Here is a 25970-nt window from a genome sequence, read left to right as displayed (position 1 = left end):
ATACGTCAGGCGAACTCCGTGGGGATCGCCGCGTACCCCCTTCCGAGGTGCAGCGCCTCCTGGGGGAGCAGTGCGATGACCTCGGCGTGGCGGTCGCGGGCGGCGGACAGGGGCTCCCGGCCGATCACCTCGCCGTCGCGCACCAGCTCGTGCAGCAGGGGGATGCCGCCCTCGGGGACGATGCCGCCGGTGGTGATCAGCTCGGTCTCCACGTGCCCATGGGGGTCGAGCAGCCGGTACGCCTCCTTGCGCCCCCCGCGCGACGGCTTGCCGACCGAGCGTTTGGCCACGGCCTCCAGCCGGCCCGTCGCCGTCTCCCGCGCCACCAGCTTGTAGACCAGGGCCGCCGTGGGGACGCCGGAGCCGGTCACGAGGGAGGTACCGACGCCGTAGCCGTCCACGGGGGCGGCGGCGAGCGCGGCGATGGCGTACTCGTCGAGGTCGGAGGTGACCACGATGCGGGTGTCGAAGGCGCCGAGCGAGTCGAGCAGCTCGCGGACCTCCTGCGCGGCGGCGGCCAGGTCGCCGGAGTCGATGCGGACGGCGCCCAGCTTGTTGCCGGCCAGCCCGACCGCCGTGCGCACCGCCTGCTCCACGTCGTACGTGTCCACCAGCAGCGTCGTCCCCGCGCCGAGGGTGGCGATCTGGGCCTCGAACGCGTCCCGCTCGGAGTCGTGCAGCAGCGTGAACGCGTGCGCGGCGGTGCCCGCCGTGGGGACCCCGTACAGGCGGCCGGCCATGAGGTTGGAGGTGGAGGCGAACCCGGCGATGTAGGCGGCGCGGGCGGCGGCCGGCGCGGCGTACTCGTGCGTGCGCCGCGAGCCCATCTCGATGAGCGGACGTTTCCCCGCGGCGTTGGACATGCGGGAGGCGGCCGAGGCGATGGCGCAGTCGTGGTTGAGGATCGACAGCGTCAGCGTCTCCAGCAGCACGGCCTCGGCGAAGGTGCCCTCCACGATCATGATCGGGGAGGCGGGGAAGTAGAGGTCACCCTCGCGGTAGCCGTAGACGTTCCCGGAAAACCGGTAATCGGCGAGAAACGCCAGAGTCGATTCGTCGACCACCTCTTGCTCGCGGAGAAAGGTGAGTTCTTCGTCACCGAAACGGAAGCGTTCGAGCTCGTCCAGGACGCGGCCGGTACCGGCCACGACGCCGTAGCGGCGGCCGCCGGGCAGGTGCCGGGCGAACACCTCGAAGACCGCGCGCCGGTGCGCGGCACCGCTGCGCAGCGCCGCCTGGAGCATCGTCAGCTCATAGTGATCTGTGAGCAACGCAGTGCTCATGGTCATTCTCACGACTCGAAGACTACGACCCAGATAGGGCAGACTCGGGGATGTGGGTAGCACCGCTCCAATCACCGTCGAGCGTCCGTCATCGGACGTCCGGCCCGATTTGCCATGGGTGACCATCGTCTGGAACGACCCGGTCAACCTCATGTCCTACGTGACTTACGTCTTCCAAACCGTCTTCGGCTACAGCAAGGAGAAGGCCGAGAAACTCATGATGGACGTGCACCACAAGGGCAAGGCGGTCGTGTCCAGTGGCACGCGCGAAGAGATGGAACGCGATGTGCAGATTCTCCACTCCTACGGCCTGTGGGCGACGGTCCAGCCGGATTCGGTCAAGTGAGGCGGCGGCGGTGAGTTCGGGATTCTCGGCCGGGCACAAGGGCTCGGTCATCGCGCGGTTCGAGGCCGCGGAGGTCTCGTTGTTGCGCTCGCTGGTCTCGATGTTGCTCGGCCTGGTGACGCCGGGGGAGACGAGCGACGACCCGCTGGAGCGGGCGCTCGGCATCGGGGCGGCCCAGGCTCCGACCGATCCGGTGCTGGCCCGGCTGTTCCCCTCGGCGTACGAGGACGAGCAGGAAGCCTCGGAGTTCCGCCGCTACACCGAGGCCACGCTGCGCGACGGCAAGCGTGCCGACGCCCAGACCGTCCTGGACACCGCGCGCTCGGGCCGTGCCGAGCTGACGCCCGAGCAGGCCCAGTCGTGGCTGCGCTCGCTCAACGACGTACGCCTGACGCTCGGCACCAAGCTCGACGTGACCGAGGAGATCCACGACGAGATCGCGACGATGTCCGAGGACGACCCCCGCTACCCGGCCTACGTCACCTACGACTGGCTGACCTACCTCCAAGACAGCCTGGTCCGGGCCCTCTGGTAGCTTCCGGGGCATGCTCACGATCTCTCAAGAACTGGTGGACAAGATCGTCGCCCACGCGCGGGCCGACCACCCGGACGAGGCGTGCGGCGTGATCGCGGGGAGGAACGGAGTTCCCGAACGGTTCATCCCCATGGAGAACGCCGAGCGTTCGCCGACCTTCTACCGCTTCGACTCGATGGAGCAGTTCCGCGTCTGGCGGGAGATGGACGACCGCGACGAGGAGCCGGTCGTGATCTACCACTCCCACACCGCCACCGAGGCGTACCCGTCGCGCACCGACGTGTCCTACGCCTCCGAGCCGCAGGCCCACTACGTCCTGGTCTCGACCAAGGACGCGGACGACGTCGAGTTCCGCTCGTACCGGATCCTCGACGGGGTGATCGAGGAGGAAGAGGTAAGATTCCTCCCATGATGGTCCGGCCGGTGCAGAGCTACCTCTTCGCGCACACCCCGGCCGTCGTCGTCTACGACTGTCGCTGATCTGGAATCCGCACCCATCCCCCGGTGTTGCCGCCGAGGGGACGACGACCAGAACAGAGGAGACTGACCGCGATGGCCATCGAGGTTCGCATTCCCACCATCCTGCGCAACTACACCGACGGCGCCAAGGCCGTCGACGCCGAGGGCGCCACCCTCGACGAGCTGATCAGCAACCTGGAGTCCCGCCACCCCGGCATCAAGGACCGCCTGATCGACCAGGGCAGCCTGCGCCGCTTCGTCAACGTCTACCTCAACGACGAGGACGTGCGCTTCCTCGGCGGCCTCGGCACGCCGGTGTCCGACGGCGACACGGTGACCGTGCTGCCCGCCGTCGCCGGCGGGTGACATGCGGTTCGACTCGCTGATCGACTCGGTCGGGCGCACGCCGCTCGTCGGGCTGCCCCGGCTGTCGCCCTCGCCCGAGGTGCGCGTCTGGGCCAAGCTCGAGGACCGCAACCCGACCGGGTCGATCAAGGACAGGCCGGCGTTGTGGATGATCGAGCAGGCCGAGAAGGACGGCCTGCTCACTCCCGGCTGCACGATCCTGGAGCCCACCAGCGGCAACACCGGCATCTCCCTCGCGATGTCGGCCAAGCTGAAGGGCTACAAGCTGATCTGCGTGATGCCGGAGAACACCTCCGAGGAACGCCGCCAGCTCCTGCGCATGTGGGGCGCGGAGATCATCTCCTCGCCCGCCGCGGGCGGCTCCAACGAGGCCGTGCGCGTGGCCAAGGGCCTGGCGGCCGACAACCCGTCCTGGGTGATGCTGTACCAGTACGGAAACCCGGCCAACTGGCGTTCCCACTACGAGACCACCGGCCCGGAGATCCTGGCGGACCTGCCCACGGTCACCCACTTCGTGGCCGGGCTCGGCACCACCGGCACGCTCATGGGCGTCGGCCGGTTCCTGCGCGAGCACGTGCCCGGCGTGCGGATCGTCGCCGCCGAGCCGCGCTACGGCGAGCTGGTCTACGGCCTGCGCAACGTCGACGAGGGCTTCATCCCCGAGCTCTACGACGAGTCCGTGCTGACCACCCGCTTCTCCGTCGGCTCGGCCGACGCGCTGCGGCGTACCCGCGAGCTGCTGGCGGCGGAGGGAATCTTCGCCGGGGTCTCGACCGGCGCCGCGCTGCACGCCGCGCTGGGCGTGGCCAGGAAGGCGGTCAAGGACGGCGAGCGGGCCGACGTCGTCTTCGTGGTGGCCGACGGCGGCTGGAAGTACCTGTCCACGGGCGCGTACGAGGGCACTCTGGAGGAGGCCGAGGAGCGCCTTGAAGGGCAGCTCTGGGCTTAGGAGCCGAAAACGCGGAAGGGGCGGCCAGTCCGGCCGCCCCTTCCGCGTTCCGGTCAGTTGAACAGGACCCGCAGCGAGAAGTTCGCCTCGGTGTCGCTCTGCTTGCCGCTCAGGCCGACGGCCCGCAGGACCTGCGCGTTGGCCTTGTCGTCGCCCTCCAGGCCCTGAAGGTAGAGCTTCTCGACCTTGTCGAGGTCCACGAAGAGCGCGAAGGTCGCCTCGTCGGCGTCCGGGATGGCGGTCTGGAACGTCTCGGAGTCGCCCAGCGTGCCCTCCTCGGCCAGCTTCTTGGCGTACTCCTCGCTGGTCGCCGCCGTGAAGACGCCGTCACCGGGGACCTTGGCGATCTGCGGCGCGGGCTGGCCGCTGGCGGCCATCGCCTTCTCGATCTTGTCGACGACCGCCTGGGCCTTGGCCGGGTCGGTGGCGACGCGCACGCCGGCCTTGATCTGGTCGGCGTCCAGGCCCTGGCTGTCCAGGGCGACCATGAAGTTCTTGCCGAGCACGGTGGCCAGGTCGCCGGGCAGGTCGAGGCCGAACTTGCTCTTGGCCTGCTCGAAGAGCTGCTGGACCTCGGCCCCGCCGCCGGCCGTGGCCGACTTCTGGATCTCGGACCACTGCTTGGTGATCATCTGGTCCAGGCCGGAGATCGACAGGGCGCCGGCGGTGGTGGCGGGCAGCGTGCCGAGCCCGGCGGCCTGGAGGTCGCCGGTCGTCAGGCCCTTGGCGCCCCTGACCTGGCCGGCCAGCTCGACGTAGGCGCTGTCGAAGCGCAGCGCGCCGGCGAACCGGGCGTCCTTGATGGGCTCGATGCCGGCCGCCTGCTCGGCAGGGATGGGAGCGAGCTTCGCGACCCCGCCCATGTCCGCCCAGAACGACAGCACGCCCTCCTCTCCGACGGCGCTCATGTCGTCGGTGAACTCGCTGTTCTCGGCGAGGGTGGCCTCGCCCTTGGCGAACTTGTCGGCCAGCGCCTGGGTCGAGGACAGCAGCGCGTAGTCCTCACGGAAGGCGATGCCGTACTTGTCGCCGTCCATGAGCTTGGCGATGCCCGCCTTGGCCTGTGCCTGGTCCTTGACCTGGACGGCGACCGCGATGTCGGGCTCGGCCTTGCCGGAGGGCACGGCGGCGAAGCCGACCCGGCTGCCCAGCCAGGGGTCGATGTCCTTGGCGAAGTCGACCTTCTTCTCGCCGCTCTCGTTGACCAGGTTGAACAGGGCCTGGCGCGGGTCCTCGCCGGTGAAGGAGCCCTTGGTGACCGTGAACTTCCTGGCGAGCTGGAACAGCGCCAGCTTCTGGTTGGCGGCCGGGTCGAGGTCGAGGCGGGCGTAGGCGATCGCGTTCGCGGGCAGCACCTCGTTCGGCTGCGTGCCGCCGCCGCCGATCGCGCCCACGGCCCACACCGCGCCGCCGCCGAGCAACACCACGGCGAGCGCGGCGGCGCCGGCGATCAGCCAGCCCTTGCGGCTGCCCTTCTTCGCCGGTTGCGGCGGGCCGAAGCCCTCGGGGCCCTGCTGCTGCCAGCCCTGCTGGGCGTACTGGTCCTGCTGCTGCCAACCCTGCTGTTGCTGCTGCTGAGCGTACTGGTCCTGTTGCGGCCAGCTCTGCTGCTGCCAATTCTGCTGGGGCTGCCCGCCGTGCGGGGCGCCGTAGGCGGGCTGCTGTCCGTACGCGGCCTGGGGGTTGTAAGCCGGCTGCTGCCCGTACGAAGCCTCCTGGCCCGGCTGCGGGACCTGCTGGCCGTAGGGCTGCTGGTACGACTGCTGCGGCGGGTACGGCTGCTGCGGCTCCTGCGGCTGCTCCCAGCCTCCTCGGTACGCCGTGGTGCGCTCAGGATCCTGGCCAGGTGGGGGATTATTCGCAGACATCACTCAACTCACAATGTGGACTTTTGACCACAGAGAAGGTAGCTGATGTTGCTAGATGGCCGCTTGCAATGTGCTGAAGACGAAATTAGACCCTGTTTAGCTCTTTTTTCAGCACATCGAGGTGAACTTCGCCAGTTGTCCACTCTGACACGCAGGCCCACGGCACGAACGTGCAACCGGCGTACACCGTCCGCGCCAGCGTCCTGGACAGCCAGGGGGAGCGGCCCTGGCGGTCGCGCGTGAGCCCGAGCAGGACCGGCGCGCGCCGTCCCGAGACGACCAGCCCGTAGACCGTGTGGCTCTGCTGGAGCTCGCCCTTGTGCTTCTGGACGCGGATGTCGACGACGTGACCGACCCACACCCCGTTGAAGTCCCACACCGACTGGCCGATGAGTTCGGCGACGCTTGCCATGATCGAACTGTTCCATCCGGAGGACGTTTCCGCAGGTAGGCGCGCTGATACCGGAACGGCGTGGTGCGAACGGCGCAGCCCCGCGTAAAGTGGGGGGACTACTAGAATATAGTTCCGTAAGGTGAGGCAGGGCGGGATGACCAAGTTCGACGAGGCCACACAGGCGATCCGGATCGACGAGACCACCTACGACGTGTGCCTCGACCCCGGATACTGCATCGGCGCCCCGCTCAACGGCGGCTACCTGATGGCCGTGGTCCTGCGCGCCGCGGTGGACGCCTCGCCGTTCGAGCACCCGGTGAGCACCACCTCGCAGTTCCTCAGGTCGCCGGTCCCCGGGCCCGCCCAGGTCAGGGTGGAGCAGCTCAAGGCGGGCCGGACGGCCGCGTTCGCCAGGGCCACGCTGGTCCAGGACGGCGTGCCGCAGATCGAGAGCCTGATCACCACCGCCACTCTGGCCGGCGCCGACCCCGTCTACACCGACGCGCCCTCGGTCGTGATGCCGCCGGTCGAGGAGTGCGTCAAGCTCCCCGACCCCAAGCCCGAGAACAACATGACCCTCAACGCCCAGCTCGACCTGCGCTTCGACCCGCCCACCATCGCGTGGCTGACCGGCGGGCCGACGGGCCGGCCGGAGTCCCGGGCGTACTTCCGGATGGCCGAGCCGCAGGACGCCGACCCGTACGTGCTGGCGCTGGCCGTGGACGTGCTGCCGCCGGTGGTGTTCTCCGCCGGCGCCCGTGGATGGGCGCCCACCGTAGACCTCACCTGGCACCTGCGCGCCCTGCCCGCCCCCGGCTGGCTCACCCTGATCGGCGGCGGCCGCCTCATCTCGGACGGCTGGTTCGACGAAGAGGTCGAGGTGTGGGACTCCGCGGGCCGCCTGGTCGCCCAGTCACGCCAGCTCGCCAGGGTCGGCAGGGGCTGATCGGCAGGGTCGATCGGCAGGGCTGGTGTGAGCAACACAACAGTCCCGCCTTCACCAGGTGTGAGCATTCTTACGCAGTGTTGATCGCGCAGGTCGCCTACCCTCTAGAACGTGCCGGACGCGAGTATTGGGATCTTCGACAGCGGGGTCGGCGGCCTGACGGTCGCCCGCGCGATCATCGACCAGCTGCCGAACGAGGCGATCACGTACGTGGCCGACACGGCGCGCCAGCCGTACGGGCCGAAGTCCATCGCCGAGCTGCGCGCCTACGCCCTTGAGGTGATGGACCACCTCGTCGGCCAGGACGTCAAGATGCTCGTCATCGCCTGCAACAGCGCCAGCGCCGCCGTGCTGCGCGACGCGCGCGAACGCTACGACGTACCGGTCGTCGAGGTCATCCAGCCCGCCACCAGGCGGGCCGTGCGCGCCACCCGCACCGGCCGGGTCGGCGTGATCGCCACTCGGGCCACGATCGAGTCGCTGGCCTACCACGACGCCTTCACCGCGGCCCCCGACGTGCAGCTCACCGGCGTGGCCGCCCCCCGCCTGGTGGAGTACGTCGAGCGCGGCGAGACGATGAGCAAGGAGCTCATCGACGTGCTGCGCGAGTACCTGGAGCCCATCAGGGACGCCGGCTGCGACACACTCATCCTCGGCTGCACCCACTACCCGCTGCTCACCGGCGCGATCTCCTACGTCGTCGGCGACGGGGTCACGCTGGTCTCCAGCGCCGACGAGACGGCCAAGGACGTCTACCGGATCCTGCACGACCACGGACTGGCGGCGGGAGGCGAGGCCACCCCCCGGCACCGCTTCCGCGCCACCGGCGACACCGAGCTCTTCGCCCGCCTCGGCAGGCGATTCCTGGGCCCGGAGATCGATGTGGTCGAAGTCGCACCAGTGGGGGGTACTACCTTTAGCGGGAGGCCCACATGAAGGTGACCATCGTCGGATGCTCGGGCAGCTACCCCGGCCCCGACAGCCCCGCGTCCTGCTACCTCGTCGAGGCCGAGGGGTTCAGGATGCTGCTCGACCTCGGCAACGGGTCGCTCGGCGCGCTCCAGCGCCACATCGGCCTCTACGACGTGGACGCCATCTGCCTGTCCCACCTGCACGCCGACCATTGCCTCGACATCTGCGGCTACCACGTCGCCCGGACGTACGGGCCCGACGCGCCCTATCCGCTCGTGCCCGTCTTCGCGCCCGAGGGGGCCGCCGCCCGGCTCGCGGCCGCGTACGGGATGCCGGAGGAGCCCGGGCTGGAGACCGCCTTCGCCTTCACGCCGCTGTCGCCGGGGTCGTTCGAGGTGGGGCCGTTCACCGTCACGGCCGGCCTGGTCAACCATCCGGTCGAGGCGTACGGGTTCCGGGTGGCCAGCGACGACGTGTGCATGGCGTACTCGGGGGACACCGGGGAGTCGGCCGAGTTGGTCAAGCTGGCGGCGGGGGCCGACCTGCTGCTGTGCGAGGCGTCGTTCGTCGAGGGCCCCGACCTGCCGCCCGACCTGCACCTGACCGGTCGCCAGGCGGCCGAGCACGCGGCCAAGGCGAGCGCGGGACGGCTGGTGCTCACCCACCTCGTCCCGTGGAACGACAACGCCAGGGTCCTGGAGGACGCCTCCAGAGGCGGCTACGACGGGCCGGTCGAGCTGGCGCGCAGCGGCGCGGTCTACGACTTGGCCTGAGCCTCGTCGAAGTCGCGTAACCACGGCAGCGGCGAGAACAACAACGGCACGAACGACACGAGCCGCCCGATCATGAACACCCATAAGGCCGTCCGCACGCCGATCTCCTGGGCGACGACCCCGCCGAGCAGCGCGCCCAGCGGGATCGAGCCCCACATGAACGATCTGAACGAGGCGTTGACCCGGCCCAGCAGATGCTCGGGGACCGTCGTCTGCCGGTAGGTGATCAGGCCGACGGTGCTCAGCGCCGAGCTCCACGACAACGCGATCGAGGTGATCGCGAAGAACGCCACCCGCCAGTCGGCCTGCGTCATCGGCAGCAGCAGGGCGAAGGGCGCCGGCACGGTGAGGGAGAGCCACGTCATCCTGGCCGTGCCGATCCTCCTCGACAGCACGCCGCCGAGCAGGCCCGCGGCCACGCCGCCGAACCCGCCGGACATCAGCAGCACGCCGATGAGTCCGGGCGGCAGCCCGACGTCCTCGGCCAGGAACAACACCGACAGGCCGAGCACGGCGCCGACCGTGACGTTCGCCGCGATCGACGCCGCGGCGAACATGCGCATCAGTCGGTCGCGCCACACGTACCGCAGCCCCGCGCCGATGCCGCGCAGCAGCGGCTCGCGCACGCCCGCGGCGGGCGGCTTGTCGGGCGTTCTGATCGAGCTGAGGAACACCGCCGACGCCAGCGCGCCCAGCGCGGTCGCGAGCATCGTGCGCGGCGCGCCGAGGAGCTGCACCAGCGCGCCCCCGATGCCGGGACCGGCCAGGAAGCCGCCGGAGCGCACCACCTCCAGCTTGGAGTTGCCGTCGCCGAGTTGCGGCGTGCTCACCAGGTTGGGCAGGTACGTCTGGTCGGCCACGTCGTTGAACACCTGCGCCACACCGGCCAGGAAGGCGACCGTGAACATCATCCCGATCGACAGCACACCCAGGTGCGCCGCCAGCGGAATGCTCGCCAGCAGCACGAACCTGGCCAGGTCGGAGACCACCATCACCCGGCGCCGTCGCATGCGGTCGACCCACACCCCCGCGGGCAGGCCGAGCAACAGGAACGCGGCGGTCTGCAGCGCGGACAGCAGAGCCACCTGGGCAGGGCCCGCATGCAGGGCGACGACCGCCACCAGCGGGAGGGCCACGCGCGAGATATTCGCTCCCAGTTCGTTCCCCACGTGCGAAGTCAGGAACCGGAGGAAGTCAGGGTTTCGCAACACCCCCGTTGTCATTGCGTAAGGATCCATGTGTCGGACACATTTGGTCAAGAGTGTCGTGGCGCGGAGATAGGGTGAACTGCATGTCCCGACAGGATGGCCGCAACCCCGACCAGCTACGCCCCATCACCATCACCCGGCGATGGCTGGCGCACGCCGAAGGTTCGGTGCTGGTCGAGTTCGGCGGCACGAGGGTGTTGTGCGCGGCGTCGGTGCAGGACAGCGTGCCGCGCTGGCGCAGGGGCAGCGGGCAGGGCTGGGTTACGGCCGAATACGCGATGCTTCCGCGCGCGACCAATACCCGTAACGATCGTGAATCGGTCCGCGGCAAAATCGGCGGGCGCACCCATGAGATCTCCCGGCTGATCGGAAGATCATTGCGCGCGTGCGTCGATTACAAGGCGCTGGGCGAAAACTCCATTCTGATCGACTGCGACGTCCTTCAGGCCGACGGCGGCACCAGGACCGCCGCGATCACCGGCGCGTACGTCGCGCTCGCCGACGCGGTCGCGTGGATGAAGGCCCGCAAGATGTGCCCCGGAGACCCGCTGATCGGCTCGGTCGCGGCCGTGTCCGTCGGGGTCGTCGGCTCGGTGCCCATGCTCGACCTGTGCTACACCGAAGACGTCGCCGCCGAGACCGACATGAACGTCGTGATGACCGGCGAGGGCTCCTTCGTCGAGGTGCAGGGCACCGCCGAGGGCGTGCCCTTCGACCGGGCGGCCCTCGACCAGCTCCTCGACCTGGCCGCCGCCGGGTGCGAGGAGCTCAAGCTGATCCAGCAGGAGGCGCTGGGCGCATGAGGATCGTGCTGGCCACCCGCAACCCGGGCAAGATCGCGGAGCTGCGGCGCATCCTCGCCGGGTTCGAGATCGTCGGGCTGGAGGAGTTCCCCGAGATCGGCGAGGTCGCCGAGACCGGCGTCACCTTCGAGGAGAACGCGCTGCTCAAGGCCCATGCCGTCGCCAAGGGCTCGGGGCTGCCCGCCGTGGCCGACGACTCCGGGCTCTGCGTCGACGTGCTCAACGGCATGCCCGGCGTCTTCTCGGCCCGCTGGTCGGGGCGCCACGGCGACGACCAGGCCAACCTCGATCTGCTGCTCGCGCAGGTGTCCGACGTGCCGGCCGAGAAGTTGGCGGCGCACTTCGCCTGCGCCGCCGCGCTCGCGCTGCCCACGGGCGAGCACCGGGTGGTGGAGGGCACGCTGCCCGGCCACCTCGTCACCACGCCGCGGGGCACCAACGGCTTCGGCTACGACCCGATCCTGGTGCCGCTCGGCCAGCACCGCACCACCGCCGAGTTGTCCCCCGACGAGAAGGACGCCATCAGCCACCGGGGCCGCGCCTTCCGCGCGCTGGCGCCGATCGTGCGCGACATGCTGGGCTCGTAACCACCGCGTAAGAACCTCGTCGCGGTCGGCGACGTAACGTCGTACCGTGCAGAAGAACGATTCGGTGCCCGCCTGGGCGGGTGCCCTGGCCGGGCTGACGGCGGGCGCGCTGGCGCTCGGGATCGCGCAGCTCGTCGCCGGGTTCGCGGGGCCCGCGACCTTTCCCGTGGTGGCGGTGGGCGACGCCGCGGTCGACCTGACGCCGGCGCCGGTCAAGGACTTCGCGATCAACACCTTCGGGGAGAACGACAAGACCGTTCTCATCGGGGGTGTCCTGGTGGTGCTCGCCGGGATCGCGGCCGTGATCGGGGTGCTGGCCAGGCGGCGGCTCGCGTACGGGTTCGCGGGGCTGGCCGTGTTCGGGGTGGTGGGGGTCGTCGCGGTGCTCACCCGTCCGGGTGCTCGGGCGGCGGACGTGTTGCCGACGGTGGTGGGGGTCGTCTGCGGGGCGGCGGCGCTGGCCTGGCTGATCCGGCGCGCCGGCGGCCCGAGTCCGGCACCTGACCACGACACGGTCCCGGCGTTCAGGCAGGGGGGCGAGGGGGTCGCGGGGCGACCGCCTGTGATGCGGGCCGGGGGCGCGGGGCGTGGGTTCGACCGGCGGGGGCTGATCACGGGGGTGGCCGGCGGTGTGGTGGTGGCCGGGGCGGCCGCCGCGCTGGGACGGGAGCTCGGCGGGCGGCGAGCGCTCGACGAGGCACGGATGCACCTGGCGCTGCCCAAGCCCGCGACGCCCGCCAAACCCCTCCCGCCCGGAACGGACTTCCGCATCCCCGGCCTTTCCCCCTTCATCACGAAAAATCGGGACTTCTATAGGGTTGATACGGCGCTCGTCGTCCCCCAGGTGGATCCGCGAACCTGGACGTTGCGCATCCACGGCATGGTGGACCGGCCCGTCGAGCTCACCTACGAGGAACTGCTCCGCCTGCCACTCACCGAGGCCGACATCACCCTGACCTGCGTCTCCAACGAGGTGGGCGGCCCGTACGTCGGCAACGCCCGCTGGCTGGGCGTACGCATGCCCGACCTGCTGCGCCGGGCCGGGCTGCGGCCGGACGCCGACATGCTCCTGTCCACCTCGTCCGACGGCTTCACCTGCGGCACCCCCGTGGACGTGGTGATGGACGGCCGTGACGCGCTCTTCGCGATCGCGATGAACGGCGAGGCGCTCCCCGTCGAGCACGGCTTCCCCGTCCGCCAGGTCGTGCCCGGCCTGTACGGGTACGTGTCGGCCACCAAATGGGTGGTGGACGTCAAGGTGACCAGGTTCGACCAGGACGAGGCGTACTGGACGCCACGCGGGTGGGCCGCCAAGGGGCCGATCAAGACCGAGTCGCGCATCGACGTACCGAAGGCGGGGGACTCCCTGGCCGCGGGGCGCGTCACGATCGCCGGGGTGGCGTGGGCGCAGCACACCGGGGTGGACGCCGTCGAGGTGCGGATCAACGGCGGCGAGTGGCGGCAGGCGCGGCTGGCCGCGGTGCCCGGCCCGGACACCTGGCGGCAATGGGCGCTCGACTGGGACGCCACGCCGGGGGCGCACACGATCGAGGCGCGGGCGACCGACGCGGCCGGGCGTACCCAGACCGAGCGGCAGGCGCCGCCCGCGCCCGACGGCGCCAGCGGCTGGCCCACGATCACGGTGCAGGTGGCCTGATTCGCTGGCGTTTGCGCAGGTAAGGCCGGTGGCCCTGACCGACAATCTTCCTGACTTCCCCCTCCGTGGCCTGACAGCGGCCCTACGATCGGTCGTCGAGTAGGACAGGAGGCAGGACGTGTTCCGCGAGCGTGAGTCGAGCGTCCGGTGGGTCCTTCCGGAGGGGCAGTACAACCCGGTGGTGGGGGAGGGGGTCCGGTGGCTGGACTACGAACGCGCCGCCGAGGACGCCCCCGGCGACGTTCCCGCCACGACGGAGGCCCCTTCCTCCCGTGAGGGCTCGGCCCCTTTAACGCCCTGCGCCGCTCCCTCGGGTCACGGGCCCCCGGAGGCCCCGACGTCCCGTCCTCCCGCGCAGGGCCCGCCCGCCTCCCATGGCGACACCCCGAACGCCCTGGCCGCCGCCCTGGACGTCCTGACGGGGCTCGCCACTTCTTCGGGGGCCGTACTGACGGGTCCCCATGCGGGCGACCGGGAGAGCGGCGGGTCGGCGACGCCGGGCGGGGCTCATCCGACGTCCGCCCCCGCCGAGGAGGACGGTCCGGACGGCGCCACCGCGTCCGCCGTCATGTCCGCCACCGAGCCGAGCACACCCCCGGCTCCCGCGGCGAACCCCGAATCGTGGATCTGGCACTCCGGCGGCCCGAACGGGCACGACACAGCCACGAGCACCCCGCCGGAGCCCGGCACCACCCCCGTCAGAACCCCTCCCACGCAGGGATTCGGGGCGGCGGTGCGGGGGATGCGCCGGCTGGAGCTGGGGGAGGTGCGAGGGGGCGGACCCGTCCCGGGGAACGGGCGGCATCCGCTCGATGTCCGGGTCGACCGGGGCAGGAACGGCTCCGACGGAGACTGGTTCGAACGCGAGCGCAGGCCGCCGAGGCTGACCGAGTGCCGTCCGTACGGGCTGCCGGGCGGGCTGGCGCAACCGGACCCGCAGGTCGAGCAGGACCTGGCCCAGGCGCTGGAGCCCGGCACGAGGTTCCCCGACCCGCGCGGCACCTGGGTCAGGCTGATCAACGGCGGCGGCCCGGCGGACGACCCCTTCCGGGCCTCCAACGCCGCCGACTGCGCCCTGGCCGTGTTGTCCACCTGGCACGGCGAGCCCGCCACCGCCGCCCCCCGCCTCCCCGAGTACGACCGCATCGGCCGTCCGCTGCTCACCGGCGAGCAGGGCGGCGCGGCCAGGATCGAACGGTGGACCGGCCAGCGTTTCCAGTACGCGGGCCAGGGCCGGCACGCCTACCCCATGGTGGCCCGGCGGCTGCTGGAGGCCGGGCACGGCGCGAGCGCCGTCATCGTGGTGCGCTGGCCGGGCGGCGGCTCGCACGTCTGGAACGCGGTCAACTCCGGCAGCGAGGTCATCTGGATCGACGCCCAGCGCGGGCACATGTCGGTCGAGCCGCCGTACGCGACGGTGACCGGGGTGTTCTGCATGATCCTCGACCGGCAGGGGCGGCCGCGGTGAACATGGACCAGGCCAGGGCGCTGGCGGAGGAGTACTTCAACGGGACCCGCCCGCCGGACGACCCGCTCTCGGTGGGTCTGTACGGCTTCCATGACGGATATGTCGCCTGGATCCGGGAGCTCGACCCCGACGATCCCACCACGTTGCCGGACACGGTCGGAGGGGCCTGCCTCGTGATCGACAAGGCGTCCGGCGAGGTCGTCGTCCGTCCTCTGCTCGACCCGGAGACCGTCGCCGAACTCTGGCCGGGCCGCACCCCTCGCTGACCCCGGCCCCGCGCCGACCCCGCGCCGGGCGCCGCCCCCGTAGGGCGCCCGGCCTGCGGACATGAACATGGCCGCGCGGCCTCGGCGTCCCCCGTGACACCGTCCCACGAGGCCGCGCAGCCTCTTGCTCGTACCCTCTATCCCGATTTTTCGCTTTTATTCGGTTTTATCGGGATCAGCCCGTCGCCAGCGAGCCCACGATGGACGCCCTGGCCGCCCGCCGCGCCGGCACCACGGCCGCCAGCACGCCCGCCAGCCCGGACAACACCACGAACAGCACGATCTGCCCGACCGGCGCGGAGAAGACCGCCCCGGGCAGCATGGCCCGTACCGCCGCCCAGCCGAACACGGCGCCGAGCGCCACCCCGACCAGCGCCCCGATCAGCCCGAGCACCAGCGCCTCGACCGAGAGCATGCGCCGGAGCTGCGGCCGGGTCAGCCCGAGCGCCCGCAACAGCGCCGACTCCCTGGTGCGTTCGTGGACGGACAACGACAGGGTGTTGGCGATGCCGAGCAGCGAGATCAGGATCGCCAGCCCGAGCAGTCCCGTGACGATCATGAGCAGCATGTCCAGGGTCTCGTCGAACTGCCCGCGTACCTCGGTCGAGCTCGACATCTGGACGGTGGGATAGGCCGCGATCGCGGCGTTGACCACCCGGCGCGCCTGCTCGGCCGCCACCCCGTCGCGGATGTTGATCATCACGCGGGAGTCCGGCACCCGGTCGTAGTAGGTGTCGAACGGCCGCTCGGCGACGGTGAGGGCGGGCAGCGCGGAGTTCGTCCCGACGAGGACGGCGACCACCTTCAGCGGTACGGCCCCGGCCCGCTGGGTCCGGACCGTGACCGTGTCGCCGACCTTGACACCCAGGGCGGAGGCCGCGTAGTCGAGCAGCGCGACCTGCCCGTCGGCCAGGCCCGCCATCGAGCCGGAGGCCACCTCGGAGGTGAGGGGCCCGTGGTAGGTGCCGATGTCGAACCTGCGCTCGCCCACCTTGCCCGGCGTCTCGCGGATCTGCAGCACCGAGGCCAGCTCGGGCCGCCCGCGCAGCTTCTCGGCCACCGACCGGGGGACGCCGGTCTCCCGTACCTGTCCGGCCAGCATGTAGTCGACCGGGAACTGCTCGTCCAGCTTGTTCCACACGGTCAGCCGGGTGGAGGCGCTGAGCACCGAGATCAGCGTCATCAGCGTGACGCCGATGGTGAGCGCGACCGTGGTGGTCGCGGCGCGGCGGGGGTTGCGGGCCGAGTTGTCCAGCGCCAGGCGTCCCGGCACGCCGAACAGCTTGGCCGGGATCCAGCCCACCAGCGCGCTCAGCGGCTTGACCAGCACCGGCCCGAGGATCAGCACGGCCAGGAAGACCAGCGCGCCCCCGGCCATCACGACGAACAGCGTGCTCGGCTCGCCCGGCGGCAGCTTCGCCACGCCGAACGCGGTCGTACCGGCTCCGGCCAGCAGGAACAGTCCGGCGAACAGCCAACGCAGCAGGCCGGTGCGGAAGTCCTGCTCCTCCGGCTGGGCGCGCAGCGCCGCGACCGGCGGCACGCGGGTGGCCGCGCGCGCGGGCAGCAGGGCCGCGAACAGGGTGACGGCCAGGCCGACGGCCAGGCCGATCCCGATGGTGCTCGGCGTGAGCGCGACCGCCGCGTCCGTCGGCATGGGGGCGTCGAACGCGGCCAGCAGCGTCAGCGCGAGCACCGCCAGCCCGTACCCGGCGAGCAGGCCGAGCGCGGAGGCGAGCAGGCCGACCGCGAAGGACTCCAGCACGATCGAGCCGAACACCTGCCCGCGCGTCGCGCCGATGCAGCGCAGCAACGCCATCTCCCGCGTGCGCTGCGCGACGAGGATGGTGAAGGTGTTGTAGATGACCAGCGCGGCCACCATCATCGCCACGGCCCCGAACAGCAGCAGGCCGATCGTCAGCGTACGCATCGACAGCCCCGCCGAGGCCGCCAGGTCGTCGGCCAGCTCGGCGCCGGTCTTGACCTCGTACGCGCCGCCGACCGCCGCCGCGACGGCCTGCTTCAGCCCGGGGGCCGAGCCGGCGACGTCGATCTCGCGGTAGCCCTTCGCGCCGGTCATGCGCTGCGCGGTGGCCGAGGTGAAGCCGACCGCGCCGGTGAAGGACAACTCCTGGTCCACACCGGGGTCGAGCAGGCCGACCAGCCTGAACTCGTGCCGGGCCTGCTTGCGGTCGAGCACGGTGATCGTGTCGCCGAGCCGCAGGCCCTGCGACTTCGCGGTGTTCTTGTCCAGCACGGCCGCCTGGTCGTCGGTGCCGGGCCCGGCGCCCGAGACGATCGAGGTACGGTCCAGCGGGCCGGGGACGATGGAGACGGCCGTGGTCGGGCTGCCGCCGACCGCCCTGCCGTCCTTGCCGAGCAGCGGTGCGGGGTCGCGGATCAGGCCCTGCGCCTCGGTCACGCCAGCGAGGGCGCGGACCCGTTCGAGCACCTTCTCCGGCAGCACGCCGTCGCGCTCCTTGGGCAGGACGGCCACGTCCACCTTGTCCGCGTCGGCGGTGACGCGCTGGGAGAAGCCCGCCTGGATGGTGTCGTTCAGCACGAACGTGCCCGCGATGAAGCCCACCCCCAGCGTGATCGCCAGCGAGGTGAGCAGCAGCCTGAGCGTGTGCGCCCGCAGCCCGGCCAGCGCCGTCTTCAGCACCTCAGCCCTCCAGCTTCATGAGCGTGTCCAGGACGGCCTGCGGCGTCGGCGCGCTGACCTCGGTGACCAGCTCGCCGTCACGCAGGAACACCACCCGGTCGGCGTACGCCGCCGCGACCGGGTCGTGCGTGACCATGACGATGGTCTGGTTCAGCTCGCGGACCGAGGTGCGCAGGAAGGACAGGATCTCCGAGCCGCTGCGCGAGTCCAGGTTGCCCGTGGGCTCGTCGGCGAAGATCACCTGCGGCTTGCTGATCAGCGCCCTGGCCACGGCCACGCGCTGCTGCTGGCCGCCCGACAACTGCGTCGGCCGGTGCCCGAGCCGGTCGCGCAGCCCCACGGTGTCGATGACCCGGGCGAACAGCTCCTCGTCCGCCTGCCGGGCGGCGATGTCCAGGGGCAGCCTGATGTTCTGCTCGGCGGTCAGCGTGGGCAGCAGGTTGAACGCCTGGAAGATGAAGCCGATCCGCTCCCGGCGCAGCAGCGTGAGCTGCCGGTCGGCCAGCCCGGTCAGCTCCACGTCGCCGATGTGCACGGTGCCCGAGGTGGCGGTGTCGAGACCGGCCAGGCAGTGCATGAGCGTCGACTTGCCGGAGCCGGAAGGGCCCATGATCGCGGTGAAGGCGCCGGTCGCGAACGCCACGTCCACGCCGCGAAGGGCGTGGACCTCGGCGTCGCCCTGGCCGTACACCTTGGTCAGGGCCTTGGCCACCACCGCGGGCGGGGCCGCGCGCCGGGAATCGGTGAGGGTCACTTTCACTCCTTGTCGCAATATTTCGTCGCGACCAACGCTAGGAGTGGAAAGTTCAGGACTTGTGGGCCCTGAGGAGGGACTTCGTGTAGGACCTCAGACGACCCCCGTCAACCTTTCGGCCGATGCGAGGGCACGACCATCCCCGCCTCGTACGCGTACACGACCACCTGGGCCCGGTCGCGCAGCCCCAGCTTGGCCAGCACCCGGCCCAGATGCGTCTTCACGGTGGCCTCGGCGACCTCAAGACGGTTCGCGATCTCCATGTTGGACAGGCCGCGGGCCACCATGAGCAGCACCTCACGTTCGCGCGGGGTCAGCTCGGTCGCCGCGGGCAGCTCCTCCACGGGCAACTGGGCGGCGAACCGGTCCAGCATCCTGCGCAGCGTACGCGGCGAGACCACGGCGTCGCCCGCGTGCACCAGCCTGATCGCCTCGACCAGGTCGGCGGGCGGCACGTCCTTCAGCAGGAACCCGGCCGCGCCCGCCTTGATCGCGGCCAGGGCGTACTCGTCGAGGTCGAACGTGGTCAGGATCAGCACCTTCGGCCCGTGGATGCGCCTGGTCGCCTCGACGCCGTCCATGCGCGGCATGCGCACGTCCATGAGCACGACGTCCACCTCGACGCGCTCCAGCAGCTCCAGGGCCGCGACGCCGTCGCCGGCCTCGGCCACCACGTCGATGTCGGGCTGGGCGCCGAGCACCATCTTGAACCCGGCCCGCAGCAGCTCCTGGTCGTCGACCAGCATCACCCTGATCATCACGCCGCCCTGATCATCGGGAGCCGGGCCAGCACCTCGAAGCCGCCGCCCGAGCGGGGGCCGGCCGACACCGCGCCGCCGTACATGCCGACGCGTTCGCGCATGCCGATCAGGCCGTGCCCGTCGGGGCTGGGCGGCGCGGCGGCGCCCCTGCCGTCGTCGGTCACGCGGACCACCAGCTCGGGGCCGCCGTAGTCGATCTCGACGAGCGCCCGGACGTCGGGGCCGCCGTGTTTGAGCGCGTTCGTCAGGGCCTCCTGGACGATGCGGTAGACCGCGAGCTGCTGCCCTTCGGGCAGCTCGCCGGGCATCCCGCCGATCCGCAGGCTCGTGGGCACGCCGGCGCCGCGTACCAGCTCTTCGAGCTGGCCCAGGCCGGGTTGCGGGGTGTAGTCGGTGTCGTCGTCCTCGCTCTCGCGCAGCACGCCGACCATCCTGCGCATCTCGGCGAGCGCGGCCCGTCCGGTCTTGGAGATGTTCCGTACGGCCAGCCGGGCCTGTTCGGGGTCGCTGTCGAGGGCGAAGCCCGCGCCGTCGGCCTGGACGACCATCACGCTGACATTGTGGGCCACCACGTCGTGCAGCTCCCTGGCGATCCTGGTGCGTTCGGCGGCCGCGGCCATCCTGGCCTGCTGGTCCCGTTCGCGTTCGGCCCGCTCGGCGCGTTCCTCCAGACCTTCCAGGTAGCGCCTGCGGGTGTTGGCGTACAGGCCGGCGAGCCAGATGGTGACGACGAAGATCGAGCCGCTGAAGAACATGCCGAAGGTGGCGACGGACCAGTTCACCAGCGCCAGGAAGATCCCCAGCTCGGCCACCAGTCCCGCCGCCAGCGCCCACCGGAACGCGCACTCGGAGGCGACCGTCCACAGCGCGACCATGACCGCGAGGTTGGCCGGCATCGGATCGACGTGCGCCAGCCACTGGCCGAAGGAGACCAGCGAGACCACCGCGTACGCCGCCAGCGGCCTGCTCCGCCACAGCAGCGGCAGCAGCAGGAGCACGGAGAGCGCGACGTAGCCAGCCACGCCCAGGTACCTGCTGCCCTCGGGGGGATTCAGCGAGGCGTAGGGAATCGCCAGGAGCAAGCTGAAGAGGGCGAGTGGGGCGACCCGCAGGACGCTCACCAGCCCGCCATGGCGCCTCGACCACGCCCGTACCCTGCCGAACACATCCTCACGATATGTAAGCCACGCCGGGGGTTTGTCCGCCTAGAGGGGGAAGTGCGCGTACGACCCAGGTCTTACATGGGTCTTACGGCGGACACGGCATTGTGGTTCATGGGAGCGCCCCTCGCGGGCGAGTAAAGGGAGATCGTGATGGCGGATCATGATCGCGACGCCGGGTCGCGCGGTGAAGAGGAAGCACCGCGCGACCCGACCCCCGGACCGCGCGACACCGAGCAGCTCCCCTAGGGAAACCTCGGCGACGGCCCCCACCAGATACGCCGCCCGGGCTCTTCGAGAACCTTCGCGACCGCTCCGATAGGGCTGGTCGTCGGCGAGCCGGCGGCACGCGCTCTCACTGTGCTTCGCCCCGCGCGGCTGATCATGAGCCGGCGCGGGAGCGTGTGCGGGCGGGGGGACTCGAACCCCCACAGTGTCTCCACCAACAGGACCTAAACCTGCCGCGTATGCCATTTCGCCACGCCCGCGGTCCCGCCGAGGCGGGCTGGGGACAGTTTAGCGCTCCGGCCGAGGCCGGGCAGCAGCCTTTCCGGGAGACCGCGGGCCGGGGCTCAGGCCAGGCCGAGCTTCTTCTTGAGCGAGGCCACGTGTCCGGTGGCCTTCACGTTGTAGAGCGCCTGCTCGATCTTCCCGTCGGCGTCGATCACGAACGTCGAGCGGATCACGCCGATCATCTCCTTCCCGTAGAGCTTCTTCGGGCCGTAGGCGCCGTACGCCTGGTGGACGGTCAGCTCGGGGTCGGACAGCAGCGGGAAGGTCAGGGCGTCGCGGGCGACGAACTTGGCCAGCTTCTCGGGCTTGTCCTTGGACACGCCGAGGACGACGAAACCCTCGTCCGTCAACTGGCTGAGGTTGTCGCGGAAGTCGCAGGCCTGTTTGGTGCAGCCCGGCGTCATCGCGGCGGGGTAGAAATAGAGGATCACCCTCTTGCCGCGGAGGCCGTCGAGGGTGACGGTGCCGCCGTCGGCGGTGGGTAGCGTGAACTCGGGCGCGGCGTCGCCGGGCGCGAGCTTGGTGTCTGTCATGAGGCCCTCCTGAGTTCTCCCGGCAAACCTACCGGCCTGGCCGCCGTGCCGTACGGCATGACGACCTGACAGACTGATCACGACCAGAACGGACGGAGCTCGCGACGGACCGCGTAGCGGGCGCGACCACGCGTACGGTCGAAAGGAGAGCCATGGCTGACACCGATCCAGACGAGTTGGAGCGGCGGATCGCGCGCACGCGCGCGGAGTTGGCGCAGACGGTCGACGCCATCGCCGACCGGGTGAGCCCCAAACGGGTCGCCGAGCGTACGGTCGCCGATGTCAAGAGCAGGGCGGGCCACTTTGTGGCGTCCGTGGGGGACGCCCTCGGGGTGACCGCCCGCCCGGTCGACTACGGCGACAAGCCCGAAGGGGTGTGGGAGGACGAGCAGCCCAACCTGGCGCCGGTGCTCATCGGCGTCGGCGCGGTGCTGGTCGTCGGCGCCGCGATCGTCCTGTTCCGGCGCCGGCGTCGCCGGCGCTGAGCACGTGCTGGGGGCGGGGTCAGAGGAACGTCCTGCCCTCGCCCCGGTACGTGGGCACCGACTCGGCCACGGCGTCGCCGTCCACGAGGTGGAGGGTGTCGAAGCGCTCGCACATCTCGCCCGCCTTGGCGTGCCTGAACCACACCCGGTCCCCGACCCGTAGATCCTGGGCCGCCTGGCCGAGCAGCGGGGTCTGCACCTCGCCGGCGCCCTCGTCCTGCGCGTACCGCAGGCCGGCGGGCAGGTAGGGCTGCGGCAGGCGGCTCGGTCCGGGCGGGCCCGAGGCGAGGTAGCCGCCGCCCAGCACCGTCACCGTGTCCGGCCCGGGACGGCGGACGACCGGCAGCGCGAACAGGGCCGCCGGGCGCCCGCTGAAGCGCCGGTAGAAGTCGAACAGCCGCGGGTGGAAGAAGCCCGAGCCGGCGGCGACCTCCGTGATCGCCTTCTCCCTGACGGTCGTCTCGATCGAGCCGGTGCCGCCGCCGTTGACGAACTCCAGGTCGGCGACCTGGCGTACGGCGTTCACTATGCGCCCGCGGCGGACGATCAGCTCCCTGGCCGACCGGGCCTGCATGATCCGGACGACCCGGGCGAAGGCCGCGTTGCCGGGCGGGTCATCGCCGACCCCCGCGATCTGCGCCTCGTACGCCATCAGGCCCACCAAGCGGAGGCCGGGGCGCTTGCCGACGGCCGTGGCCAGGTCGGCGGCCTGCTCGGGCTCGCGTACGGGGGAGCGGAGCGCGCCGGCCCGGAACTTCCCGCCGAGGGTGACGTAACCGGCGTCCAGGTCGAGGGAGAGCCGCAGCTCGGCTCGCGGGTGCACGCCCGACACGGCCTTCTCGATGAAGTCGAGCTGCTCGCGGGAATCGACGGTGATCGCGATCCGCTCGGCGGCCCGCGGGTCGGCGGCCAGCTCGGCCAGCGCGTGCCGGTCGGCCGTCGGGTAGGCCACCAGGATGTCGCTGAAGCCCTCGGCGGCCAGCCACAGGGCCTCGGGGAGGGTGAAGGCCAGGATGCCGCGGAAGCCGTCCATGGCGAGGATGCGTTCGAGGACCGCGCGGCTGCGTACGGACTTGCTCGCCACCCGGATGGGCTTGCCCGCGGCTCGGCGTACCAGGTCGGCCGCGTTGGCCCGCATGGCCGCCAGGTCGAGGATCGCGAAGGGCGGTTCAAGCGCCACGGTGGCGCGGTCGTAGCGCTGGCGGTCTTCCATACCAGCAGGGTAACGGCATATGGGGCGAATGAATATGAGGGAGGTTCACATTCCTTGGTGCGCCCGTAATGATCGGGCAAATCGGCGGCGAGGGCGCGGTCGCGGGCCCTGAGGACCCATGTACGTCTGTCGTTGTGATGACCACGCTTCAGCAGATGGTGCCCGCAGCCATCACCGCTCAGCACACCGGTCTGCGCAGGGCGAGGAGGGCGCTCAGACCGGCCCGTACGCTCCCCGGCGCCCTCGTCGCCCTCGCCCTGGCCGCCGGGCTCGGCGCGACGACCGCCGAGGTGGTGACGTCGCTGCTCGGCAAGCCGCTCGGCTGGGTCCCGCTGAACGAGGCGATCGAGCTGGCCGGCGCGCGGACATGGCCGCAGGTCACCTCCGCCGCCCTGTTCACCGCCGGGGCCGGGATGCTGATGCTGCTGCTCGCGATCGTGCCGGGACGTTCCCGTACGGTCCCGGTCGAGACCTCCGACCCCCTGATCGTCATCGGCATCACCCGCGCCGGGCTGCGCCGGACCCTGCGGTCGGCCGCCCAGCAGGTGAGCGGGGTGGACCGGGCCCGCGTACGGCTGCGCCGGCGCACCATCGAGGTCACCGTCGTGACCGGGCCGGAGAGCTCGGGCACCATGCTCAGGCAGGTCGGCACGGCGGTCGGCGACCGGCTGGCCGGAGTCGGCACGCTCGGCACCGGCGAGGTCGTCGTCCGGCTGCGCAGGAAGGGCGTGTGATGCGGCAGTACGCGGGCAATCGCGTCGGCCTGGCCCTGGTCGGTCTCACCCTGCTCGGCGCGGGCGGTTACGCCTGGCTGCGCGGTCAGGGCCGGCTCTTCGACCTGCCGCGCAACGCCAAGGTTCTGCCCGCCGAGCTCGCCCGTACGCTGGCCGAGGATCCCTGGACGCTGTGGCTGCTGGCCTTCGCGCTGCTGATCCTGTCCATGCTGGCCCTGCGCTGGTTGCTGCTCAGCGTCGGCTGGGGCCGCCGGGGCGTGGCCAACGGCACCGGTACGGCCATGTTGTGCGTCGGCCTCAAGGGCGTGGACGGGCTCGGCAGGGCCAGCGTACGGGTCGCCGACAACGGCCTGCGTGTCCACCTGACCTGCCCGTCCGACGCCGACGTCGGCGCGGTGGTGAGCAAGCTGGACCAGGACATCGTGGGCCGCGTCCGCCGCGAGGTACGCGACGACGAGACGCCCGCGGTCGTCCGCGTCCACGTACGCCGCCAACGGGCCGAACGCCGCTGACCCGTCACCTCCAGCTCAGCCGTCACCCCCAGTTCGGCCGTCACCCCCAGTTCGGCCGTCACCCCCAGCTCAGCCGTCATCCGAAGGGAGAAGGCGCAGTCCGCGCCTTCGTCGTCGAATCCGATCGGGAGGTCGTCATTCACCGCATCATCGGCGCGTTCGCCGCCGCCGCCCTCACCATCGCCCTCGCCACGCCCGCCGCCCAGGCGGCGCCGGACGGCGGCATCCCGTTGTTCCCGTGCCGGACGGGGGACGACGGGCAGACCCACTGCGTCGGGGATCACCTGGCCGGCCTGCTGCTGCAGGCGCTGAATCCCGAGTTCGGCCTGATCTGCGTGAACAGTCACACCACCACGATCGTCTGCCGGCACTGAGACCCGGCCGCGAGGACCCCTCCCGTGAAGGAGGGGTCCTCGCGGTTCAGCACTCGATCACGTTGACGGCCAGGCCGCCCCGCGAGGTCTCCTTGTACTTGTCCAGCATGTCGCGGCCGGTGTCGCGCATGGTCTTGATGGCCTTGTCCAGGGCCACGTAGTGGCGGCCGTCGCCGCGCAGGGCGATCCTGGCGGCCGTGATGGCCTTGTTGGAGGCCACGGCGTTCCGCTCGATGCACGGGATCTGCACCAGGCCGCCGATCGGGTCGCAGGTCAGCCCGAGGTTGTGCTCGATGCCGATCTCGGCGGCGTTCTCCACCTGCTCGGGGGTGCCGCCCATGACCTCGGTGAGGCCGGCCGAGGCCATCGAGCAGGCCGAGCCAACCTCGCCCTGGCAGCCGACCTCGGCGCCGGAGATGGAGGCGTTCTCCTTGAACAGCACGCCGATCGCGGCGGCGGTGAGGAGGAAGCGCACCACGCCCTCGTCGTCGGCGTGCGGGACGAACTTGGTGTAGTACGTCAGCACGGCCGGGATGATGCCGGCGGCGCCGTTGGTGGGGGCGGTGACGATACGGCCGCCCGCGGCGTTCTCCTCGTTGACGGCCAGGGCGAACAGCGCCACCCAGTCCATCGCCTGGAGCGGGTCCTTCTCGGCCGACTCTGCCTGGAGGCGCCGGTGGAGCTGGTTGGCCCGGCGCTTGACCTTCAGGCCGCCGGGCAGCACGCCCTCCTTGGTGATGCCGCGCCGTACGCAGTCGGACATCACGCGCCAGAGGTTGAGGATGCCGGAGCGGATCTCCTCCTCGGTACGGCCGAACGCCTTCTCGTTCTCCAGCATGAGGGCGGAGATCGACAGGCCGGTGTTCGAGCAGTGCTTGAGCAGCTCCTCGCCCGAGGCGAACGGGTAGGGCAGGACGGTGTCGTCGGGCTTGATGCGGTCGGCGCCGGTGGCCTTCTCGTCCACGACGAAGCCGCCGCCGACCGAGAAGTAGACCTTCTCGCGCAGGGTGTCGCCCTGCTCGTCGTAGGCGGTGAAGCGCATGCCGTTGGGGTGCTCAGGCAGGGAGATCTTGCGTTCGAAGACGAGGTCCTGGCCGACGACGAACGGGATCTCGTGGCTGCCGAACAGCTTGACCGTGCCCGAGGCGCGCATCTCGGCCAGGCGGGCGTCGATGGAGTCGACGTCGACCAGCTCGGGCTTCTCACCGGACAGGCCGAGCAGGACCGCCTTGTCGCTGCCGTGGCCCTTGCCGGTCAGGCCGAGCGAGCCGTACAGGATGACTTCGACCCGGGCCGCACGGGGGAGCAGGCCGTCGTCGTGCAGACCGCGGGCGAACTTGTGCGCGGCGGCCATCGGGCCGCCGGTGTGGGAGCTGGACGGTCCGATGCCGATCTTGAAGAGGTCGAAGACGCTGATCGCCATTGATGGGCGCCCTTCAGTTCAGG

General features: G+C 71.1%; 28 protein-coding genes and 1 tRNA gene. 17 read left to right on the top strand and 12 right to left on the bottom strand.

The features are described 5' to 3' along the window. Positions 1–5: 5 nt before the first annotated feature. On the bottom strand, positions 6–1289 hold the full coding sequence (locus IEZ27_RS21635; protein ID WP_189648897.1) for a nicotinate phosphoribosyltransferase: 1284 nt from the start codon (positions 1287–1289) through the stop codon (positions 6–8). A gap of 46 nt (positions 1290–1335) precedes the next feature. On the opposite strand from IEZ27_RS21635, the gene clpS reads away from it, so the two are divergent. The 5 genes from clpS to IEZ27_RS21610 all read left to right on the top strand — a co-directional run bounded on the left by clpS (position 1336) and on the right by IEZ27_RS21610 (position 3938). Further along, complete coding sequence (gene clpS / locus IEZ27_RS21630) at positions 1336–1629, top strand: ATP-dependent Clp protease adapter ClpS (RefSeq protein WP_125631567.1); 294 nt, start codon at positions 1336–1338, stop codon at positions 1627–1629. 10 nt (positions 1630–1639) lie between these two features. Continuing rightward, a complete protein-coding gene (locus IEZ27_RS21625; protein ID WP_125631565.1) occupies positions 1640–2164 on the top strand; it encodes a DUF2017 domain-containing protein in 525 nt (174 codons plus the stop codon). Between the two features lie 10 nt (positions 2165–2174). Beyond that, the gene (locus IEZ27_RS21620; protein WP_125631563.1) at positions 2175–2576 is read left to right on the top strand and encodes a Mov34/MPN/PAD-1 family protein; all 402 of its coding nucleotides are present in this window, start codon (positions 2175–2177) and stop codon (positions 2574–2576) included. A gap of 140 nt (positions 2577–2716) precedes the next feature. Further along, positions 2717–2989, top strand: a complete 273-nt coding sequence (locus tag IEZ27_RS21615) for a MoaD/ThiS family protein (RefSeq protein ID WP_125631561.1) — start codon at positions 2717–2719, stop codon at positions 2987–2989. A gap of 1 nt (position 2990) precedes the next feature. After that, entirely contained in the window at positions 2991–3938 is a 948-nt protein-coding gene (locus IEZ27_RS21610; RefSeq protein ID WP_125631559.1) for a PLP-dependent cysteine synthase family protein, read from the top strand. A 53-nt stretch (positions 3939–3991) separates the two neighbouring features. Here the strand turns inward: IEZ27_RS21610 and IEZ27_RS21605 are convergent, their stop codons facing one another. Further along, positions 3992–5806, bottom strand: a complete 1815-nt coding sequence (locus IEZ27_RS21605; protein WP_189649076.1) for a DUF3352 domain-containing protein — start codon at positions 5804–5806, stop codon at positions 3992–3994. 85 nt (positions 5807–5891) lie between these two features. Continuing rightward, a complete protein-coding gene (locus IEZ27_RS21600; RefSeq protein ID WP_189648896.1) occupies positions 5892–6218 on the bottom strand; it encodes a hypothetical protein in 327 nt (108 codons plus the stop codon). 136 nt (positions 6219–6354) lie between these two features. Here IEZ27_RS21600 and IEZ27_RS21595 point away from each other — a divergent pair, with 136 nt between their 5' ends. The 3 genes from IEZ27_RS21595 to IEZ27_RS21585 all read left to right on the top strand — a co-directional run bounded on the left by IEZ27_RS21595 (position 6355) and on the right by IEZ27_RS21585 (position 8831). Beyond that, a complete protein-coding gene (locus IEZ27_RS21595) occupies positions 6355–7146 on the top strand; it encodes a thioesterase family protein (RefSeq protein WP_189648895.1) in 792 nt (263 codons plus the stop codon). A gap of 111 nt (positions 7147–7257) precedes the next feature. Continuing rightward, positions 7258–8082 carry a glutamate racemase gene (murI, locus tag IEZ27_RS21590; protein ID WP_125631551.1) on the top strand — a complete coding sequence of 275 codons (825 nt, stop codon included), beginning with the start codon at positions 7258–7260 and terminating at the stop codon, positions 8080–8082. After that, a complete protein-coding gene (locus tag IEZ27_RS21585) occupies positions 8079–8831 on the top strand; it encodes an MBL fold metallo-hydrolase (protein WP_125631549.1) in 753 nt (250 codons plus the stop codon). Before murI ends, IEZ27_RS21585 begins: the two co-directional genes overlap by 4 nt. Here IEZ27_RS21585 and IEZ27_RS21580 read toward each other — a convergent pair. Then, the gene (locus tag IEZ27_RS21580) at positions 8816–10054 is read right to left on the bottom strand and encodes an MFS transporter (protein WP_268246074.1); all 1239 of its coding nucleotides are present in this window, start codon (positions 10052–10054) and stop codon (positions 8816–8818) included. The genes IEZ27_RS21585 and IEZ27_RS21580 overlap by 16 nt on opposite strands. A gap of 68 nt (positions 10055–10122) precedes the next feature. On the opposite strand from IEZ27_RS21580, the gene rph reads away from it, so the two are divergent. The 5 genes from rph (at position 10123) to IEZ27_RS21555 (ending at position 14820) form a co-directional block, all read left to right on the top strand. Beyond that, positions 10123–10842: a ribonuclease PH gene (gene rph, locus IEZ27_RS21575; RefSeq protein WP_125631546.1), complete on the top strand. Its 720-nt coding sequence runs from the start codon at positions 10123–10125 to the stop codon at positions 10840–10842. Then, complete coding sequence (rdgB, locus tag IEZ27_RS21570; RefSeq protein ID WP_189648893.1) at positions 10839–11429, top strand: RdgB/HAM1 family non-canonical purine NTP pyrophosphatase; 591 nt, start codon at positions 10839–10841, stop codon at positions 11427–11429. The genes rph and rdgB overlap by 4 nt, the downstream gene beginning before the upstream one ends. Positions 11430–11475: 46 nt before the next feature. Further along, positions 11476–13086: a molybdopterin-dependent oxidoreductase gene (locus IEZ27_RS21565; protein WP_229824193.1), complete on the top strand. Its 1611-nt coding sequence runs from the start codon at positions 11476–11478 to the stop codon at positions 13084–13086. Between the two features lie 118 nt (positions 13087–13204). Then, positions 13205–14554: a toxin glutamine deamidase domain-containing protein gene (locus IEZ27_RS54050; RefSeq protein ID WP_229824192.1), complete on the top strand. Its 1350-nt coding sequence runs from the start codon at positions 13205–13207 to the stop codon at positions 14552–14554. A 2-nt stretch (positions 14555–14556) separates the two neighbouring features. After that, positions 14557–14820 (top strand): hypothetical protein, encoded by a 264-nt coding sequence (locus tag IEZ27_RS21555; protein WP_229824242.1) that lies wholly within the window; start codon positions 14557–14559, stop codon positions 14818–14820. A gap of 175 nt (positions 14821–14995) precedes the next feature. On the opposite strand, the gene IEZ27_RS21550 is transcribed toward IEZ27_RS21555, so the two are convergent. From IEZ27_RS21550 to bcp, 6 genes are all read right to left on the bottom strand, one after another. Beyond that, entirely contained in the window at positions 14996–17485 is a 2490-nt protein-coding gene (locus tag IEZ27_RS21550; protein WP_189648892.1) for an ABC transporter permease, read from the bottom strand. A gap of 1 nt (position 17486) precedes the next feature. Further along, positions 17487–18239 (bottom strand): ABC transporter ATP-binding protein, encoded by a 753-nt coding sequence (locus IEZ27_RS21545; protein ID WP_229824191.1) that lies wholly within the window; start codon positions 18237–18239, stop codon positions 17487–17489. 107 nt (positions 18240–18346) lie between these two features. Continuing rightward, positions 18347–18997, bottom strand: a complete 651-nt coding sequence (locus IEZ27_RS21540) for a response regulator transcription factor (RefSeq protein WP_189648890.1) — start codon at positions 18995–18997, stop codon at positions 18347–18349. Beyond that, positions 18997–20166, bottom strand: coding sequence for a sensor histidine kinase (locus IEZ27_RS21535; RefSeq protein ID WP_189648889.1), 1170 nt, complete (start codon positions 20164–20166; stop codon positions 18997–18999). Before IEZ27_RS21535 ends, IEZ27_RS21540 begins: the two co-directional genes overlap by 1 nt. A gap of 399 nt (positions 20167–20565) precedes the next feature. Next, positions 20566–20648 (bottom strand) — tRNA-Leu (locus tag IEZ27_RS21530). An 84-nt stretch (positions 20649–20732) separates the two neighbouring features. Then, a complete protein-coding gene (gene bcp, locus IEZ27_RS21525) occupies positions 20733–21206 on the bottom strand; it encodes a thioredoxin-dependent thiol peroxidase (RefSeq protein WP_189648888.1) in 474 nt (157 codons plus the stop codon). A 152-nt stretch (positions 21207–21358) separates the two neighbouring features. Between bcp and IEZ27_RS21520 the strand changes: the two genes are divergently transcribed. Then, complete coding sequence (locus IEZ27_RS21520) at positions 21359–21691, top strand: DUF3618 domain-containing protein (protein WP_189648887.1); 333 nt, start codon at positions 21359–21361, stop codon at positions 21689–21691. A gap of 19 nt (positions 21692–21710) precedes the next feature. Here IEZ27_RS21520 and IEZ27_RS21515 read toward each other — a convergent pair whose 3' ends face one another. Beyond that, a complete protein-coding gene (locus IEZ27_RS21515) occupies positions 21711–22904 on the bottom strand; it encodes an amino acid deaminase/aldolase (protein ID WP_189648886.1) in 1194 nt (397 codons plus the stop codon). A 155-nt stretch (positions 22905–23059) separates the two neighbouring features. On the opposite strand from IEZ27_RS21515, the gene IEZ27_RS21510 reads away from it, so the two are divergent. The 3 genes from IEZ27_RS21510 to IEZ27_RS21500 all read left to right on the top strand — a co-directional run bounded on the left by IEZ27_RS21510 (position 23060) and on the right by IEZ27_RS21500 (position 24524). Beyond that, positions 23060–23638 carry a DUF6286 domain-containing protein gene (locus IEZ27_RS21510; protein ID WP_189648885.1) on the top strand — a complete coding sequence of 193 codons (579 nt, stop codon included), beginning with the start codon at positions 23060–23062 and terminating at the stop codon, positions 23636–23638. Further along, positions 23635–24150 carry a hypothetical protein gene (locus IEZ27_RS21505; RefSeq protein ID WP_229824190.1) on the top strand — a complete coding sequence of 172 codons (516 nt, stop codon included), beginning with the start codon at positions 23635–23637 and terminating at the stop codon, positions 24148–24150. Before IEZ27_RS21510 ends, IEZ27_RS21505 begins: the two co-directional genes overlap by 4 nt. Positions 24151–24380: 230 nt before the next feature. Beyond that, entirely contained in the window at positions 24381–24524 is a 144-nt protein-coding gene (locus IEZ27_RS21500) for a hypothetical protein (RefSeq protein WP_189648883.1), read from the top strand. A gap of 46 nt (positions 24525–24570) precedes the next feature. Here IEZ27_RS21500 and IEZ27_RS21495 read toward each other — a convergent pair whose 3' ends face one another. Beyond that, entirely contained in the window at positions 24571–25947 is a 1377-nt protein-coding gene (locus IEZ27_RS21495) for an L-serine ammonia-lyase (protein ID WP_125631522.1), read from the bottom strand. Positions 25948–25970: the final 23 nt, after the last annotated feature.

Origin of the sequence: Nonomuraea spiralis (assembly GCF_014648435.1) — a bacterium.
Taxonomy (GTDB): domain Bacteria; phylum Actinomycetota; class Actinomycetes; order Streptosporangiales; family Streptosporangiaceae; genus Nonomuraea; species Nonomuraea spiralis.
The sequence above is the reverse complement of the archived record's forward strand: the minus strand, read 5'-3'. Positions and strand labels throughout refer to the sequence as shown.

Bases quoted from the DNA above. Each gene is read 5' to 3' on its own strand.
- bcp (WP_189648888.1), bottom strand. From the start codon at position 21,206: ATGACAGACACCAAGCTCGCGCCCGGCGACGCCGCGCCCGAGTTCACG.
- IEZ27_RS21605 (WP_189649076.1), bottom strand. From the start codon at position 5,806: ATGTCTGCGAATAATCCCCCACCTGGCCAGGATCCTGAGCGCACCACG.
- IEZ27_RS21585 (WP_125631549.1), top strand. From the start codon at position 8,079: ATGAAGGTGACCATCGTCGGATGCTCGGGCAGCTACCCCGGCCCCGAC.
- IEZ27_RS21620 (WP_125631563.1), top strand. From the start codon at position 2,175: ATGCTCACGATCTCTCAAGAACTGGTGGACAAGATCGTCGCCCACGCG.
- IEZ27_RS21635 (WP_189648897.1), bottom strand. From the start codon at position 1,289: ATGACCATGAGCACTGCGTTGCTCACAGATCACTATGAGCTGACGATG.
- IEZ27_RS21540 (WP_189648890.1), bottom strand. From the start codon at position 18,997: ATGATCAGGGTGATGCTGGTCGACGACCAGGAGCTGCTGCGGGCCGGG.
- IEZ27_RS21610 (WP_125631559.1), top strand. From the start codon at position 2,991: ATGCGGTTCGACTCGCTGATCGACTCGGTCGGGCGCACGCCGCTCGTC.
- IEZ27_RS21555 (WP_229824242.1), top strand. From the start codon at position 14,557: ATGGACCAGGCCAGGGCGCTGGCGGAGGAGTACTTCAACGGGACCCGC.
- IEZ27_RS21520 (WP_189648887.1), top strand. From the start codon at position 21,359: ATGGCTGACACCGATCCAGACGAGTTGGAGCGGCGGATCGCGCGCACG.
- rph (WP_125631546.1), top strand. From the start codon at position 10,123: ATGTCCCGACAGGATGGCCGCAACCCCGACCAGCTACGCCCCATCACC.
- IEZ27_RS21495 (WP_125631522.1), bottom strand. From the start codon at position 25,947: ATGGCGATCAGCGTCTTCGACCTCTTCAAGATCGGCATCGGACCGTCC.
- rdgB (WP_189648893.1), top strand. From the start codon at position 10,839: ATGAGGATCGTGCTGGCCACCCGCAACCCGGGCAAGATCGCGGAGCTG.
- IEZ27_RS21580 (WP_268246074.1), bottom strand. From the start codon at position 10,054: ATGACAACGGGGGTGTTGCGAAACCCTGACTTCCTCCGGTTCCTGACT.
- IEZ27_RS21595 (WP_189648895.1), top strand. From the start codon at position 6,355: ATGACCAAGTTCGACGAGGCCACACAGGCGATCCGGATCGACGAGACC.
- IEZ27_RS21515 (WP_189648886.1), bottom strand. From the start codon at position 22,904: ATGGAAGACCGCCAGCGCTACGACCGCGCCACCGTGGCGCTTGAACCG.
- IEZ27_RS21510 (WP_189648885.1), top strand. From the start codon at position 23,060: ATGGTGCCCGCAGCCATCACCGCTCAGCACACCGGTCTGCGCAGGGCG.
- IEZ27_RS21600 (WP_189648896.1), bottom strand. From the start codon at position 6,218: ATGGCAAGCGTCGCCGAACTCATCGGCCAGTCGGTGTGGGACTTCAAC.
- IEZ27_RS21615 (WP_125631561.1), top strand. From the start codon at position 2,717: ATGGCCATCGAGGTTCGCATTCCCACCATCCTGCGCAACTACACCGAC.